General features: G+C 46.4%; 9 protein-coding genes, 10 tRNA genes and 4 rRNA genes. All 23 read left to right on the forward strand.

Annotated elements, in window-relative coordinates; translation table 11 throughout:
- The first annotated feature begins 24 nt into the window (after positions 1-24).
- The 23 genes from cysK (at position 25) to AC0VYJ_RS00550 (ending at position 16,156) form a co-directional block, all read left to right on the forward strand.
- The gene (cysK, locus tag AC0VYJ_RS00440) at positions 25-951 is read left to right on the forward strand and encodes a cysteine synthase A (RefSeq protein WP_475366283.1); all 927 of its coding nucleotides are present in this window, start codon (positions 25-27) and stop codon (positions 949-951) included.
- A gap of 308 nt (positions 952-1,259) precedes the next feature.
- Positions 1,260-2,666, forward strand: coding sequence for an anthranilate synthase component I family protein (locus AC0VYJ_RS00445; RefSeq protein ID WP_475367434.1), 1,407 nt, complete (start codon positions 1,260-1,262; stop codon positions 2,664-2,666).
- Positions 2,663-3,247 (forward strand): aminodeoxychorismate/anthranilate synthase component II, encoded by a 585-nt coding sequence (pabA, locus tag AC0VYJ_RS00450; protein ID WP_430243468.1) that lies wholly within the window; start codon positions 2,663-2,665, stop codon positions 3,245-3,247. The genes AC0VYJ_RS00445 and pabA overlap by 4 nt, the downstream gene beginning before the upstream one ends.
- Positions 3,238-4,092, forward strand: coding sequence for an aminodeoxychorismate lyase (gene pabC, locus AC0VYJ_RS00455; protein ID WP_475366284.1), 855 nt, complete (start codon positions 3,238-3,240; stop codon positions 4,090-4,092). The genes pabA and pabC overlap by 10 nt, the downstream gene beginning before the upstream one ends.
- A 69-nt stretch (positions 4,093-4,161) precedes the next feature.
- On the forward strand, positions 4,162-4,983 hold the full coding sequence (gene folP / locus AC0VYJ_RS00460; RefSeq protein WP_475367435.1) for a dihydropteroate synthase: 822 nt from the start codon (positions 4,162-4,164) through the stop codon (positions 4,981-4,983).
- A 20-nt stretch (positions 4,984-5,003) separates the two neighbouring features.
- Positions 5,004-5,369: a dihydroneopterin aldolase gene (gene folB / locus AC0VYJ_RS00465; RefSeq protein ID WP_194222620.1), complete on the forward strand. Its 366-nt coding sequence runs from the start codon at positions 5,004-5,006 to the stop codon at positions 5,367-5,369.
- A complete protein-coding gene (folK, locus tag AC0VYJ_RS00470) occupies positions 5,362-5,886 on the forward strand; it encodes a 2-amino-4-hydroxy-6-hydroxymethyldihydropteridine diphosphokinase (RefSeq protein ID WP_194222621.1) in 525 nt (174 codons plus the stop codon). The genes folB and folK overlap by 8 nt, the downstream gene beginning before the upstream one ends.
- The gene (locus AC0VYJ_RS00475; protein ID WP_283153205.1) at positions 5,838-6,050 is read left to right on the forward strand and encodes a helix-turn-helix domain-containing protein; all 213 of its coding nucleotides are present in this window, start codon (positions 5,838-5,840) and stop codon (positions 6,048-6,050) included. Before folK ends, AC0VYJ_RS00475 begins: the two co-directional genes overlap by 49 nt.
- A gap of 459 nt (positions 6,051-6,509) precedes the next feature.
- Positions 6,510-8,003, forward strand: coding sequence for a lysine--tRNA ligase (lysS, locus tag AC0VYJ_RS00480; protein ID WP_475366285.1), 1,494 nt, complete (start codon positions 6,510-6,512; stop codon positions 8,001-8,003).
- A gap of 315 nt (positions 8,004-8,318) precedes the next feature.
- Positions 8,319-9,870 (forward strand): 16S ribosomal RNA (locus AC0VYJ_RS00485).
- Between the two features lie 110 nt (positions 9,871-9,980).
- Positions 9,981-10,057 (forward strand) — tRNA-Ile (locus AC0VYJ_RS00490).
- 56 nt (positions 10,058-10,113) lie between these two features.
- Positions 10,114-10,189: transfer RNA gene (locus AC0VYJ_RS00495), tRNA-Ala, on the forward strand.
- A 221-nt stretch (positions 10,190-10,410) separates the two neighbouring features.
- Positions 10,411-13,340, forward strand: a 23S ribosomal RNA gene (locus AC0VYJ_RS00500).
- A gap of 233 nt (positions 13,341-13,573) precedes the next feature.
- A 5S ribosomal RNA gene (gene rrf / locus AC0VYJ_RS00505) occupies positions 13,574-13,690 on the forward strand.
- A gap of 9 nt (positions 13,691-13,699) precedes the next feature.
- A tRNA-Val gene (locus tag AC0VYJ_RS00510) sits at positions 13,700-13,775 on the forward strand.
- A 34-nt stretch (positions 13,776-13,809) separates the two neighbouring features.
- Positions 13,810-13,885: transfer RNA gene (locus AC0VYJ_RS00515), tRNA-Thr, on the forward strand.
- 17 nt (positions 13,886-13,902) lie between these two features.
- A tRNA-Lys gene (locus AC0VYJ_RS00520) sits at positions 13,903-13,978 on the forward strand.
- Positions 13,979-13,985: 7 nt separating this feature from the next.
- Positions 13,986-14,070, forward strand: a tRNA-Leu gene (locus AC0VYJ_RS00525).
- A 5-nt stretch (positions 14,071-14,075) separates the two neighbouring features.
- Positions 14,076-14,150 (forward strand) — tRNA-Gly (locus AC0VYJ_RS00530).
- Between the two features lie 18 nt (positions 14,151-14,168).
- Positions 14,169-14,245: transfer RNA gene (locus AC0VYJ_RS00535), tRNA-Arg, on the forward strand.
- 26 nt (positions 14,246-14,271) lie between these two features.
- Positions 14,272-14,348 (forward strand) — tRNA-Pro (locus AC0VYJ_RS00540).
- A gap of 11 nt (positions 14,349-14,359) precedes the next feature.
- Positions 14,360-14,435, forward strand: a tRNA-Ala gene (locus tag AC0VYJ_RS00545).
- A gap of 169 nt (positions 14,436-14,604) precedes the next feature.
- A 16S ribosomal RNA gene (locus AC0VYJ_RS00550) occupies positions 14,605-16,156 on the forward strand.
- Together the 16S, 23S and 5S rRNA genes with 10 tRNA genes alongside form the textbook arrangement of a ribosomal RNA operon.
- Positions 16,157-16,217: the final 61 nt, after the last annotated feature.

Genomic DNA, 16,217 nt, shown 5'->3' on the forward strand with positions numbered 1-16,217 from the left:
AACACTCGGGTTTGAGGAGGCGTGATGATGAGGGTAGCAAATTCTATTACTGACTTAATCGGTCAAACACCTATTGTGAAACTAAATCGCATCACTAACGAGGATCATGCAGAGGTATATTTAAAGCTTGAATTCATGAACCCTGGAAGCAGCGTTAAAGATCGTATTGCACTTGCAATGATCGAAGCAGCTGAAGAAAAAGGCGAATTGAAACCTGGTGATACATTTGTAGAACCAACAAGTGGTAATACAGGTATTGGTCTTGCTATGGTTGCGGCTGCAAAAGGTTACCAGGCTGTTCTTGTTATGCCAGATACTATGAGCATGGAACGTCGTAACCTGCTGAAGGCGTATGGAGCAAAGCTTGTCCTTACTCCTGGTTCTGAAGGTATGGGCGGAGCGATTCGTAAATCAGAAGAACTAGCGAAGGAACATGGTTATTTCATGCCTCAGCAATTTAATAACGAAGCAAATCCGGAAGTGCACCGTCGTACGACTGGTCAAGAAATTGTTGATCAGATGGGCCAGCTTGATGGATTTGTGGCAGGTATTGGCACTGGTGGGACAATTACTGGAGCAGGCGAAGTGTTAAAAAAGCATTTCCCTTCAATCAAGCTATACGCGGTTGAACCAACAGATTCACCTATTCTATCCGGAGGCAAGCCTGGCCCACATAAAATTCAGGGGATTGGTGCAGGTTTTGTACCGTCAGTTTTGAATACGGATGTATATGATGAAGTTGTTCAGGTTCAAAATGAACAGGCTTTTGAATGGGCTAGAAAAGCTGCACGAGAAGAAGGTATTCTTGGAGGCATTTCTTCAGGCGCGGCGATTTATGCAGCGCTTGAGGTAGCAAAGAAACTGGGTAAAGGAAAGAAAGTGCTTGCTGTGATTCCAAGTAATGGGGAACGTTACCTCAGCACACCTCTTTTTCAATTTGATGAAGATTAAGCAACTCTAAAAACAGTCCTTAACGGGCTGTTTTTCTTTTTAGTTTTTTGAAGTGTTGATTTTTTACTATTCTAAACGAACGCTAATTAAATTAGACCGTCTATTAATTTATTTATTAGAGACAACGAAAAGCAAAATGAAAAGGTGAGTTTTTCCAAAAGGGTGTTCGGAAGAGTTTGGGGAATATAAAAAGGATGAAGCAACGAAAGACTTCATGTAGAATAGAGGCATAAACAGGGCGTACGCTTAGCTTTTGATAGGGTGTGAAAAATTTGCCGGAACAACTAGAGAAAACAACACGGTTTTCAATTTTTGAAACTCTCGAATTAAGTGCGGATGAGTGGTTTTCAGGGTATAAATCTTTTATTGAAGGCCGCGATGAACATATTTTATTGGATAGTACACGTGGTGGTCGATATAGCATGTTTGGTATTAAGCCTATTGCGAGCCTGTATGGACACGGCACTTTTCTTACGATTGATGAAGTAGGAAAAGAACCGAAAACGTTAGAGGGTAATTTACTTGAGTTGATGCAACACTGGATGGAACGGAATGTGTCGATCATGGATGAACGCTTACCTGACTTTCAGGGTGGGGCAATGGGGTTTCTGAGCTATGATATTGCGCGTCAAATTGAAAAACTTCCTGATATAGCATCAAATGATCTGGAGCTTCCTGAACTTTTCTTTGTTGTGTATGAAGATGTTGGCGTATATGATCACACTACGCAAACACTATGGTTTATTGCGCAAGTTGAAGAGGGAAATAAAGAAGAAGGTAAGCGGCGTCTCGAAGCCTATAAGGAGAAGTGGGTACAACAAAGTGAAGCAAGTTCTTCTGTGTCTGATTCTTATTCAAAAGCAACAACACAGACCTTTTCAATGAGTCAAGAGTCATTCTCGATTGCCGTTCGAAAAGTACAGGAGTATATTTCAGCTGGAGATGTTTTTCAGGTCAATCTTTCCTTAAGAGAGTCAAGAAGTCTCCACACAGCCCCTATTTCTATTTACGAGACGCTAAGAACGATTAATCCATCTCCGTATATGTCCTTTATTCATACTCACTCATTTGATCTTGTGAGTGCGTCACCAGAATTACTTATTAAGAAAAAGGGACAAGAATTAAGTACAAGACCAATTGCGGGGACGAGATCACGGGGAAAGAATGACGATGAGGATGAAGAATTGGCACGGACCCTTATTGAGAATGAGAAAGAACGCGCCGAGCATGTGATGCTTGTCGATCTTGAGCGAAATGATCTGGGGCGCGTTTGTACCTATGGAACGGTAGAAGTAGATGAGTTTATGGTGATCGAAAAATATTCTCATGTGCAGCACATTGTTTCAAACGTTCGTGGTATTTCATCGCCTGAGGCGACAGCATTTGATGCTATTAAAGCCACTTTTCCAGGGGGGACAATCACGGGCGCCCCTAAGGTTCGAACAATGGAAATTATTGAAGAACTTGAGCCTGTTCGCCGAGGGGTTTACACTGGATCTATCGGATGGATTGGATTCAATGATGATATGGAATTAAATATTGCTATTCGAACTATGGTCATTAAAGATAATATTGCTCACGTACAAGCCGGTGCTGGAATTGTAATTGACTCTAATCCCGAAGCGGAGTACAAAGAGTCATTAAAGAAAGCAAGAGCATTATGGAAAGCGAAAGAGTTAAGTGAAGAGATTAGCTTAGAGGAGGAAACAAAATGATTTTAATGATTGATAACTACGATTCATTTACGTATAACCTTGTGCAATACCTTGGAGAAATGGGAGAAGAGCTAGTTGTAAAAAGAAATGATGAGATAACTATTCAAGAAATTGAACAGCTTCGTCCGTCATTTATTATGGTTTCTCCAGGACCGTGTAGTCCTGATGAAGCGGGAATTAGTATGTCTGTTATTCAGCACTTTGCCGGTAGCATACCGATATTCGGTGTTTGTCTTGGTCACCAGTCGATTGCGCAGGTATTTGGTGGAGATGTTATTAAAGCCGATCGACTTATGCATGGGAAAACATCCCCGATGCATCATGATGGACGATCAATCTTTAAGGGGCTTGAGAACCCGTTTACTGCAACGAGATATCATTCATTAATTGTCAAAAAAGAGACATTACCGGACTGCTTTGAGATCAGCGCCTGGACACAGGAAGGCGAAATCATGGCAATTCGACATAAAGAGCTTGCGATTGAAGGGGTTCAGTTCCACCCTGAATCGATTATGACTGGTATAGGGAAAGCTTTGCTTAAGAACTTTATAGATGAGCATCGAAAAGAGCCATGTTTATAAACGTTAACGGAGAACTTATCGATGAAAAATCAGCAGTTATACCAGCTTATGATCACGGTTATCTCTATGGCGTAGGAGTTTTTGAGACGTTTCGAACGTACGATGGACATCCCTTTCTATTTGAAGATCACTATAATCGACTTTGTGATTCCTTAAATGAACTTCAAATCGCACTACCTTTTACAAAAGAAGGGCTTCTCTTTGAGATAAGGCGAACGATTGATGTAAATGGCATTAAAGACGCATATGTTCGCTTAAATGTTTCTGCTGGAGAAGGAGAGATTGGTCTGAGGACGGAACCCTACATTAGTCCAACGGTGATTATTTATTTGAAAGAAATAGGCGAACCAGTGCGAAAAGAAAAGCGTGGTGTGATTCTTTCGCTTAGGCGAAATACGCCTGAAGGCCCTGTAAGAATTAAATCACACCATTATTTAAATAATATTCTTGCGAAAAGAGAAGTTGGAAATGATCCTTCAGTGGAAGGGATTTTTCTCTCACAAAGAGGAAAGCTTGCTGAAGGAATTGTTTCAAATTTATTCTGGTTTAAAAACGGCATTCTTTACACCCCGGACCTTACTACAGGAATTTTAAATGGCATTACGAGACAATATGTGATGGACGTAGCAAGAAAAAAAGGGATTTTAGTTAGGGAAGGTAACTTCGAGAAAAAGGAAATTCTCGAAGCAGATGAAGTGTTTGTTACAAATTCTATTCAAGAGATCGTGCCATTATCTAAGATTGAGCATAAATCTTTACCCGGACTTGAGGGTCATGCGACAAATGAGCTCATCCTTCAATATGAACAACACCGCACTTCGTTAATGAGTCGAAATGAATGCTAGCTGAGAACATATGTACGAAAAGGAGTGAGCCGTTTGTCGACGGTAATAGATAATCATAAAAAACACCCAATGATGATGAAATGGCGGAATGGATTCATTGACTGGAATGAAAAAACCTGGGTTATGGGTATTCTGAATGCTACCCCCGATTCGTTTTCTGATGGTGGAGAATATAACACCACAGTTCAAGCAGTAGCGCATGCTCTCCAACTTGTTGAGGATGGCGCGGACCTCATCGACATTGGCGGTGAATCTACCCGCCCAGGGGCTACAATAGTTCCGATGGATGAGGAGTTGAACCGTGTTATTCCAGTTATCAAAGCTGTGCGTCATACTGTGGATGTTCCTATTTCTATTGATACTTATAAAGCGGAAGTGGCTAACCAAGCAATATTAGCAGGAGCGGATATTATTAACGATGTATGGGGAGCTAAGGCGGACCCTGATATGGCAAGGGTGGCAGCGGAACATAATGTACCAATTATTCTTATGCATAATCGGTACGACACGAATTATGCGGATATCATGCTTGATATCAAGTCTGACATTGAAGAAAGTATTGAGATAGCTCGTTCTGCAGGTGTACGGACTGAAAACATCATTCTCGATCCTGGAATTGGATTTGCAAAAACTCATGAGCAAAATCTTGAAGTTATGAGGAGACTCGATGAATTTTCTTCTCTTGGATATCCTGTTTTGCTTGGTACATCAAGAAAATCGATTGTTGCTAGAACATTGAATACGCCGCCGAATGATCGAGTAGAAGGTACTGGAGCGACAGTTTGTCTCGGGATTGAAAGAGGCGTTCAAATTATCAGAGTTCATGATGTAAAACCAATGGTACGTATGGCTCGTATGATGGACGCTATGCTTAAACCACAGCTTAATTAAACAACAGGAGAGTGAATGATATGGATAAGATCTATCTAAACGGAATGAAATTTTACGGTTATCACGGCGTTTTTCCTGAAGAAAATAAGCTTGGTCAGCGTTTCTATGTTGATTTGGCCCTCGAAACAGATCTATCCAAGGCTAGTAACTCTGATGATTTAAATTACACTGTGAATTATGCAGACGCGTATAATTCAATCAAATCAATTGTTGAAGGAACGCCAAGAAAACTAGTTGAAACTGTTGCTGAGGAAATAACAAAAAAGATGTTTCAAGAATTTGAGATTGTCGATGCTTGTACGGTGAAAGTGACTAAACCGGATCCTCCAATCGATGGTCAATATGATTCTGTTGCAATCGAGATGAAGAGGGAACGTAATGAATAGTGTATATGTTGGTATTGGATCCAATGTAGGGGATCGAGAAAACTATATCAAAACATCTTTATTAAGACTTCAAGAGTACCCGGGTGTAGAGATCACATCTACATCCTCGTTATATGAAACCGCTCCTGTAGGCGTAACAGAGCAGGGTGCTTTTCTTAACATGGTGGCTTTGCTAGAAACAGAATTGAATGCATTTCAGCTGCTCGAAATTCTTCAAGGGATTGAGCAGTCTCTAGGTAGAGAGCGCGACATTCGATGGGGCCCAAGAACAATAGACCTTGACATTTTGCTCTATAATCATGAGAATATTGTAGCAGAAGGTCTGGTCATTCCTCATCCTCGTCTCATTCAAAGAGGATTTGTGGTTATACCTCTTCACGAATTGAGTCCTGATATTATTATTCCAACTACCAATAAGAGAATTGATTCCTATTTTAATCATATAGAAGATAAAGAAGGTGTACGTCTATGGAAGCGGAGATCTACGGAAGACGTATTCGCGCTTTTCGAAAGTTGAAAGGTTATACTCAGGAACAGCTTGCGAAGGAACTCGGTGTTTCGGTATCTGTACTAGGAGAGATCGAGCGAGGGAACCGAAGACCTACAAATGATTTTATGCAGCTAGTAGCTAAGCAGCTCAGAGTTCCGCTTGAGGAACTTTTTCCTTTAGAACACAACTAAAAAATGAAGTGAAGCGTGTTAACGATTGGTGATGTTGCTTTATCGCACGGCTCAATACCTTGAAACCGGAAAGATTCTGGGTATCCTATGGTTAAAGAGAAGATTGATGTAGCAATGCTTCATCTTAATCGCCTTTTAGAGCTTAAAGGAGAAAGAGTCACCGTTCACGAAATAGGTAAACATGTTGAATAATACTCAATAGAACTTCGCGGTAACGATAAGGTTCTTTATCAAATCAATGTAACGACTACGAGAGATGGTCTTGCTGAATTACTATGCGGGTTTATTGCAGAGCTTGAATCTAGACAGGCAGTTTGACTTTCTAACTAGCGCTTCACCTTTGCCATGATACACCCGGCGCGTTTGTCATAAGTTTTATATAAGTGAATGCTTGCTATTCATGATGCTTTCCGATAAAGTTATAGCGGGATAAACATAGATTTGACAGGAGTGATAGAGATGAGTCAGGAGCTTGAACTGAATGACCTTCTTAAAGTAAGAAGAGAAAAGCTTGACGTTCTGAAAGAGAATAATATTGATCCATTCGGACATCGGTTTGATCGTTCTCACTCAGCTAGCAAAATGCTAGAAGAGTTCGATTCTTTTTCAAAGGAAGAATTAGCTGAACAAAGCAAGGCAGTATCCTTAGCTGGAAGAATTATGACTAAACGCGGAAAAGGAAAAGCAGGATTCGCGCATATTCAAGATTTAACTGGTCAAATTCAGCTTTATGTTCGTAAAGACACTGTTGGAGATGAGCAGTATGATCTTTTTGACTCAATGGATATTGGAGATATCATTGGTGTAAGTGGTGAAGCGTTCAAAACAAAAGTCGGAGAACTCTCTGTTAAAGTGAGTGACCTTCATTTGCTTTCAAAATCACTACGTCCATTGCCAGACAAATTCCATGGTTTGAAAGATGTAGAACAACGCTACCGTCAGCGTTATCTTGATTTAATAATGAGTCCTGACTCTAAAGAAACGTTCATCGCAAGAAGTCGCATCATCCAATCGATGAGACGTTATCTTGATGACCAGGGTTTCCTAGAAGTTGAAACACCAATGATGCACTCTATTCCTGGCGGCGCATCAGCACGTCCTTTCGTTACACACCACAACGCTCTTGATATGGAGCTTTATATGCGTATTGCCATTGAACTACATCTAAAGCGATTGATTGTAGGTGGCATGGAGCGTGTATATGAAATCGGAAGAGTTTTCCGAAATGAAGGTGTTTCTACACGACACAATCCTGAATTCACAATGCTTGAGTTATACGAAGCTTATGCGGATTATAAAGACGTCATGTCCTTAACAGAGCAAATGGTTGCTCACATCGCTAAAGAGGTAACAGGCTCTACAACGATTCAGTACGGTGATTATGAGATTAACCTCGAACCAGAGTGGAAAAGAGTGCATATGGTTGAGGCTGTTAAAGAAGCAACAGGTGTCGACTTCTGGAAAGAGATGACGGATGAAGAAGCGCGCAGTATCGCTAAGGAACATGGTGTCGAAATCAAAGAGACAATGGAATTCGGACATGTCGTAAATGAATTCTTTGAACAGAAAGTTGAAGAAACGCTCATTCAACCTACTTTTGTATATGGACATCCGGTGGCTATTTCGCCTCTAGCTAAGAAAAATCCTGAAGATGGCCGTTTCACAGATCGTTTTGAGTTGTTTATCGTAGCTCGTGAACACGCCAACGCATTTACTGAGCTTAATGATCCAATTGATCAAAGAGAACGGTTTGAAGCGCAGCTTGTGGAGAGAGAGCAAGGTAATGACGAAGCCCACATGATGGACCATGACTTTATCGAAGCTCTTGAGTACGGTTTACCACCAACCGGTGGTTTAGGTATTGGAATTGATCGGCTTGTAATGCTTCTAACAAATTCTCCTTCTATTAGAGATGTTCTTCTATTCCCTCAAATGAGAAATACGGAACGATAGAAGGTAAAGGCCTTTAGAATGAAGTTCGTTTATCGAACTTCATTCTTTTTAGTTTTTCTAAAAAGAATTCAAAAAAGGGGTTGCGTATCTAAAGTAACCCTGATATAGTTATATAGGTCGCCGCAACAACGCGGTTGACGCCGAAAAGAATTTCAATAAAGTTGTTGACATTGACTTAGTTAATATGGTATATTAATAAAGTCGCTGAAAACGACATTGAAAGAAACAAATTGATCTTTGAAAACTGAACGAAACGCCATGTAAGTAGTTGTTTCTACGGAAACAAAACATTGTTTTAAAGCTAGATTAAGCTTTCTATCGGAGAGTTTGATCCTGGCTCAGGACGAACGCTGGCGGCGTGCCTAATACATGCAAGTCGAGCGAAGAGATGGGAGCTTGCTCCCTGATCTTAGCGGCGGACGGGTGAGTAACACGTGGGCAACCTGCCCTGCAGACTGGGATAACTCCGGGAAACCGGAGCTAATACCGGGTAATACATCGCACCGCATGGTGCAATGTTGAAAGTTGGCTTTCGAGCTAACACTGCAGGATGGGCCCGCGGCGCATTAGCTAGTTGGTAAGGTAATGGCTTACCAAGGCGACGATGCGTAGCCGACCTGAGAGGGTGATCGGCCACACTGGGACTGAGACACGGCCCAGACTCCTACGGGAGGCAGCAGTAGGGAATCTTCCGCAATGGACGAAAGTCTGACGGAGCAACGCCGCGTGAGTGACGAAGGCCTTCGGGTCGTAAAGCTCTGTTGTTAGGGAAGAACAAGTACCGTTCGAATAGGGCGGTACCTTGACGGTACCTAACCAGAAAGCCACGGCTAACTACGTGCCAGCAGCCGCGGTAATACGTAGGTGGCAAGCGTTGTCCGGAATTATTGGGCGTAAAGCGCGCGCAGGCGGTCTTTTAAGTCTGATGTGAAAGCCCACGGCTCAACCGTGGAGGGTCATTGGAAACTGGAGGACTTGAGTGCAGAAGAGGAGAGTGGAATTCCACGTGTAGCGGTGAAATGCGTAGATATGTGGAGGAACACCAGTGGCGAAGGCGGCTCTCTGGTCTGTAACTGACGCTGAGGCGCGAAAGCGTGGGGAGCAAACAGGATTAGATACCCTGGTAGTCCACGCCGTAAACGATGAGTGCTAGGTGTTGGGGGGTTCCACCCTCAGTGCTGAAGTTAACACATTAAGCACTCCGCCTGGGGAGTACGACCGCAAGGTTGAAACTCAAAGGAATTGACGGGGGCCCGCACAAGCAGTGGAGCATGTGGTTTAATTCGAAGCAACGCGAAGAACCTTACCAGGTCTTGACATCCTCTGACAATCCTGGAGACAGGACGTTCCCCTTCGGGGGACAGAGTGACAGGTGGTGCATGGTTGTCGTCAGCTCGTGTCGTGAGATGTTGGGTTAAGTCCCGCAACGAGCGCAACCCTTGATCTTAGTTGCCAGCATTTAGTTGGGCACTCTAAGGTGACTGCCGGTGACAAACCGGAGGAAGGTGGGGATGACGTCAAATCATCATGCCCCTTATGACCTGGGCTACACACGTGCTACAATGGACGGTACAAAGGGCAGCAACACCGCGAGGTGAAGCGAATCCCATAAAGCCGTTCTCAGTTCGGATTGCAGGCTGCAACTCGCCTGCATGAAGCCGGAATTGCTAGTAATCGCGGATCAGCATGCCGCGGTGAATACGTTCCCGGGCCTTGTACACACCGCCCGTCACACCACGAGAGTTTGTAACACCCGAAGTCGGTGGGGTAACCTTTATGGAGCCAGCCGCCGAAGGTGGGACAAATGATTGGGGTGAAGTCGTAACAAGGTAGCCGTATCGGAAGGTGCGGCTGGATCACCTCCTTTCTATGGAGAATTACGAAGGTAACTTGCGTTACCAACCTTACATGAGCGTTTCGTTTAGTTTTGAAAGAATGATTTATTCTTTCAATTAAATATAGTTAACAAGCCTTTATGGGCCTGTAGCTCAGCTGGTTAGAGCGCACGCCTGATAAGCGTGAGGTCGGTGGTTCGAGTCCACTCAGGCCCACCATAAAAGTTTTGTTGATTCAATCTATTCCTCTTGGTTGAATGCCATTTGGATCATTTGGGGCCTTAGCTCAGCTGGGAGAGCGCCTGCCTTGCACGCAGGAGGTCAGCGGTTCGATCCCGCTAGGCTCCACCAACACATCTACTATAATGAAATGAAACAAATATGCACCTGCGTCTTCGAGTAATGCTAACGATGTTGGCTTCCTCGGTGCAAGGCAGCATAAAAGTGGATTCAAGTAGTAGCCTTGTTCCTTGAAAACTAGATAGCACAAACAACGACATCCAATAATTATTTTTTATGCAATAACTTAGTAATAACTGATGCGTTATGGCAGTAATGCCTAACAAATCGAAGGTTAAGCTACTAAGGGCGCACGGTGGATGCCTTGGCATTAGAAGCCTAAGAAGGACGGGACGAACACCGATATGCTTCGGGGAGCTGTAAGTACGCTTTGATCCGGAGATTTCCGAATGGGGGAACCCACCATCTTTAATAGGATGGTATCCATTTCTGAATACATAGGGAATGGAAGGCAGACCCGGGGAACTGAAACATCTCATTACCCGGAGGAAGAGAAAGCAAACGCGATTTCCTGAGTAGCGGCGAGCGAAACGGAATCAGCCCAAACCAGAGGGCTTGCCCTCTGGGGTTGTAGGACGTCTCTTTGGAGTTACAAAGGCACGGATAGACGAAGCGACCTGGAAAGGTCCATCAGAGAAGGTAACAATCCTGTAGTCAAAATCCGATGCCCTCCGAGACGGATCCTGAGTACGGCGGGACACGTGAAACCCCGTCGGAATCCGGGAGGACCATCTCCCAAGGCTAAATACTCTCTAGTGACCGATAGTGAACCAGTACCGTGAGGGAAAGGTGAAAAGCACCCCGGAAGGGGAGTGAAAAAGAACCTGAAACCGTGTGCCTACAACTAGTTGGAGCCCGTTAATGGGTGACAGCGTGCCTTTTGTAGAATGAACCGGCGAGTTACGATCCCGTGCAAGGTTAAGCTGAGAAGGCGGAGCCGCAGCGAAAGCGAGTCTGAATAGGGCGAAATAGTACGTGGTCGTAGACCCGAAACCAGGTGATCTACCCATGTCCAGGGTGAAGTTCAGGTAACACTGAATGGAGGCCCGAACCCACGCATGTTGAAAAATGCGGGGATGAGGTGTGGGTAGCGGTGAAATGCCAATCGAACCTGGAGATAGCTGGTTCTCTCCGAAATAGCTTTAGGGCTAGCCTCGCGGCAAGAATCTTGGAGGTAGAGCACTGATTGGACTAGGGGTCCTTACCGGATTACCGAATCCAGTCAAACTCCGAATGCCAACGATTTATCCGCGGGAGTCAGACTGCGAGTGATAAGATCCGTAGTCGAGAGGGAAACAGCCCAGACCACCAGCTAAGGTCCCAAAGTATACGTTAAGTGGAAAAGGATGTGGCGTTGCTTAGACAACCAGGATGTTGGCTTAGAAGCAGCCATCATTTAAAGAGTGCGTAATAGCTCACTGGTCGAGTGACGCTGCGCCGAAAATGTACCGGGGCTAAACGTATCACCGAAGCTGTGGATTGTCTTACGACAATGGTAGGAGAGCGTTCTAAGGGCTGTGAAGTCAGACCGAAAGGACTGGTGGAGCGCTTAGAAGTGAGAATGCCGGTATGAGTAGCGAAAGACAAGTGAGAATCTTGTCCGTCGAAAGCCCAAGGTTTCCTGAGGAAGGCTCGTCCGCTCAGGGTTAGTCGGGACCTAAGCCGAGGCCGAAAGGCGTAGGCGATGGATAACAGGTTGATATTCCTGTACCACCTCCTTTCCGTTTGAACGACGGGGGGACGCAGAAAGATAGGGAGAGCGCGCTGCTGGAAATGCGCGTCCAAGCGATTAGGCTGGTGAATAGGCAAATCCGTTCACCATGAAGGCTGAGTCGTGATGGCGAGGGAAATTTAGTACCGAAGTCCTTGATTCTACGCTGCCAAGAAAAGCCTCTAGTGAGGAAAAAGGTGCCCGTACCGCAAACCGACACAGGTAGGCGAGGAGAGAATCCTAAGACGATCGGGAGAACTCTCGTTAAGGAACTCGGCAAAATGACCCCGTAACTTCGGGAGAAGGGGTGCTTCCTCGGGTTTATAGCCCAGGGGAGCCGCAGTGAAAAGATCCAAGCGACTGTTTAGCAAAAACACAGGTCTCTGCAAAGCCGTAAGGCGAAGTATAGGGGCTGACACCTGCCCGGTGCTGGAAGGTTAAGAGGAGGGGTTATCCCTTACGGGAGAAGCTCTGAATCGAAGCCCCAGTAAACGGCGGCCGTAACTATAACGGTCCTAAGGTAGCGAAATTCCTTGTCGGGTAAGTTCCGACCCGCACGAAAGGTGCAACGACTTGGATACTGTCTCAACGAGAGACCCGGTGAAATTATAGTACCTGTGAAGATGCAGGTTACCCGCGACAGGACGGAAAGACCCCATGGAGCTTTACTGTAGCCTGATATTGGATTTTGGTACAGCTTGTACAGGATAGGTAGGAGCCATAGAAGTCGGACCGCCAGGTTCGATGGAGGCGTCGGTGGGATACTACCCTGGCTGTACTGACATTCTAACCCAGCACCGTGATCCGGTGCGGAGACAGTGTCAGGTGGGCAGTTTGACTGGGGCGGTCGCCTCCTAAAGTGTAACGGAGGCGCCCAAAGGTTCCCTCAGAATGGTTGGAAATCATTCGCAGAGTGTAAAGGCACAAGGGAGCTTGACTGCGAGACCTACAAGTCGAGCAGGGACGAAAGTCGGGCTTAGTGATCCGGTGGTTCCGCATGGAAGGGCCATCGCTCAACGGATAAAAGCTACCCTGGGGATAACAGGCTTATCTCCCCCAAGAGTCCACATCGACGGGGAGGTTTGGCACCTCGATGTCGGCTCATCGCATCCTGGGGCTGAAGTAGGTCCCAAGGGTTGGGCTGTTCGCCCATTAAAGCGGTACGCGAGCTGGGTTCAGAACGTCGTGAGACAGTTCGGTCCCTATCCGTCGCGGGCGCAGGAAATTTGAGAGGAGCTGTCCTTAGTACGAGAGGACCGGGATGGACACACCGCTGGTGTACCAGTTGTTCCGCCAGGAGCATAGCTGGGTAGCTACGTGTGGAAGGGATAAGTGCTGAAAGCATCTAAGCATGAAGCCCCCCTCGAGATGAGATTTCCCACAGCATGAAGCTGGTAAGATCCCTTAGAGATGATGAGGTAGATAGGTTCGGGGTGGAAGCGTGGCAACACGTGGAGCTGACGAATACTAATCGATCGAGGGCTTAACCTAAACGAAAAGCGAAGTAAGCCGTTTAAATCCGACAAGCGTTGGAGGCTTTTGAGTCAGACGCGCTTTATGCGTCAGAATCAAAAGGTGAAACGATCGAGGATTTGGCTTACGTAGCTGGACATATTGGAAAGTTGTGCGTGCTATCTAGTTTTCAGGGAACACCTGAAATAAGGAAGTTCGATTAAGTGCCACCACGTCCTGTGGTGAACACCGAACGGCTAACATCCTGTTAGTCTAGTGATGATGGCGAAGAGGTCACACCCGTTCCCATGCCGAACACGGAAGTTAAGCTCTTCAGCGCCGATGGTAGTTGGGGGATCTCCCCCTGCAAGAGTAGGACGTCGCTAGGCTTATATAGTGGAGGATTAGCTCAGCTGGGAGAGCATCTGCCTTACAAGCAGAGGGTCGGCGGTTCGAGCCCGTCATCCTCCACCATATTTTTCTTATAACCCGAAAGGGTACATATATCGCCGGTCTAGCTCAATTGGTAGAGCAACTGACTTGTAATCAGTAGGTTGGGGGTTCAAGTCCTCTGGCCGGCACCAGCTTTTCTTATCGAAAAGAGCCATTAGCTCAGTTGGTAGAGCATCTGACTTTTAATCAGAGGGTCGAAGGTTCGAGTCCTTCATGGCTCACCATGCATTTGCGGGTGTGGCGGAATTGGCAGACGCGCTAGACTTAGGATCTAGTGTCTTACGACGTGGGGGTTCAAGTCCCTTCACCCGCACCAATTGCGCGGAAGTAGTTCAGTGGTAGAACATCACCTTGCCAAGGTGGGGGTCGCGGGTTCGAATCCCGTCTTCCGCTCCATTAACTAAATTAGATTTTGCGCCCGTAGCTCAATTGGATAGAGCGTCTGACTACGGATCAGAAGGTTAGGGATTCGACTTCTCTCGGGCGCACCATTATTTTGTTGGTTTTCTTCTTTTTACGGGAAGTAGCTCAGCTTGGTAGAGCACTTGGTTTGGGACCAAGGGGTCGCAGGTTCAAATCCTGTCTTCCCGACCATTCATACCAACGGGGCCTTAGCTCAGCTGGGAGAGCGCCTGCCTTGCACGCAGGAGGTCAGCGGTTCGATCCCGCTAGGCTCCACCAATTATTTTTTAAAAAAGTTGTTGACACTGACAAATGAATCATGATATGATGGTTTAGTCGCTGAAAACGACGTTGAAAGAAAAATTGATCTTTGAAAACTGAACGAAACGCCATGTAAGTAATTGTTTCTACGGAAACAAAACATTGTTTTAAAGCTAGATTAAGCTTTCTATCGGAGAGTTTGATCCTGGCTCAGGACGAACGCTGGCGGCGTGCCTAATACATGCAAGTCGAGCGAAGAGATGGGAGCTTGCTCCCTGATCTTAGCGGCGGACGGGTGAGTAACACGTGGGCAACCTGCCCTGCAGACTGGGATAACTCCGGGAAACCGGAGCTAATACCGGGTAATACATCGCACCGCATGGTGCAATGTTGAAAGTTGGCTTTCGAGCTAACACTGCAGGATGGGCCCGCGGCGCATTAGCTAGTTGGTAAGGTAATGGCTTACCAAGGCGACGATGCGTAGCCGACCTGAGAGGGTGATCGGCCACACTGGGACTGAGACACGGCCCAGACTCCTACGGGAGGCAGCAGTAGGGAATCTTCCGCAATGGACGAAAGTCTGACGGAGCAACGCCGCGTGAGTGACGAAGGCCTTCGGGTCGTAAAGCTCTGTTGTTAGGGAAGAACAAGTACCGTTCGAATAGGGCGGTACCTTGACGGTACCTAACCAGAAAGCCACGGCTAACTACGTGCCAGCAGCCGCGGTAATACGTAGGTGGCAAGCGTTGTCCGGAATTATTGGGCGTAAAGCGCGCGCAGGCGGTCTTTTAAGTCTGATGTGAAAGCCCACGGCTCAACCGTGGAGGGTCATTGGAAACTGGAGGACTTGAGTGCAGAAGAGGAGAGTGGAATTCCACGTGTAGCGGTGAAATGCGTAGATATGTGGAGGAACACCAGTGGCGAAGGCGGCTCTCTGGTCTGTAACTGACGCTGAGGCGCGAAAGCGTGGGGAGCAAACAGGATTAGATACCCTGGTAGTCCACGCCGTAAACGATGAGTGCTAGGTGTTGGGGGGTTCCACCCTCAGTGCTGAAGTTAACACATTAAGCACTCCGCCTGGGGAGTACGACCGCAAGGTTGAAACTCAAAGGAATTGACGGGGGCCCGCACAAGCAGTGGAGCATGTGGTTTAATTCGAAGCAACGCGAAGAACCTTACCAGGTCTTGACATCCTCTGACAATCCTGGAGACAGGACGTTCCCCTTCGGGGGACAGAGTGACAGGTGGTGCATGGTTGTCGTCAGCTCGTGTCGTGAGATGTTGGGTTAAGTCCCGCAACGAGCGCAACCCTTGATCTTAGTTGCCAGCATTCAGTTGGGCACTCTAAGGTGACTGCCGGTGACAAACCGGAGGAAGGTGGGGATGACGTCAAATCATCATGCCCCTTATGACCTGGGCTACACACGTGCTACAATGGACGGTACAAAGGGCAGCAACACCGCGAGGTGAAGCGAATCCCATAAAGCCGTTCTCAGTTCGGATTGCAGGCTGCAACTCGCCTGCATGAAGCCGGAATTGCTAGTAATCGCGGATCAGCATGCCGCGGTGAATACGTTCCCGGGCCTTGTACACACCGCCCGTCACACCACGAGAGTTTGTAACACCCGAAGTCGGTGGGGTAACCTTTATGGAGCCAGCCGCCGAAGGTGGGACAAATGATTGGGGTGAAGTCGTAACAAGGTAGCCGTATCGGAAGGTGCGGCTGGATCACCTCCTTTCTATGGAGAATTACGAAGGTAACTTACGTTACCAACCTTACATGAGCGTTTCGTTTAGTTT

The organism is Anaerobacillus sp. 63XJN7_5_ISO-PGPR-S23-430 (genome assembly GCF_056173695.1).

Bases quoted from the DNA above. Each gene is read 5' to 3' on its own strand.
- cysK (WP_475366283.1), top strand. From the start codon at position 25: ATGATGAGGGTAGCAAATTCTATTACTGACTTAATCGGTCAAACACCT.
- pabA (WP_430243468.1), top strand. From the start codon at position 2,663: ATGATTTTAATGATTGATAACTACGATTCATTTACGTATAACCTTGTG.
- pabC (WP_475366284.1), top strand. From the start codon at position 3,238: ATGTTTATAAACGTTAACGGAGAACTTATCGATGAAAAATCAGCAGTT.
- folP (WP_475367435.1), top strand. From the start codon at position 4,162: ATGATGATGAAATGGCGGAATGGATTCATTGACTGGAATGAAAAAACC.
- folB (WP_194222620.1), top strand. From the start codon at position 5,004: ATGGATAAGATCTATCTAAACGGAATGAAATTTTACGGTTATCACGGC.
- folK (WP_194222621.1), top strand. From the start codon at position 5,362: ATGAATAGTGTATATGTTGGTATTGGATCCAATGTAGGGGATCGAGAA.
- AC0VYJ_RS00475 (WP_283153205.1), top strand. From the start codon at position 5,838: ATGGAAGCGGAGATCTACGGAAGACGTATTCGCGCTTTTCGAAAGTTG.
- lysS (WP_475366285.1), top strand. From the start codon at position 6,510: ATGAGTCAGGAGCTTGAACTGAATGACCTTCTTAAAGTAAGAAGAGAA.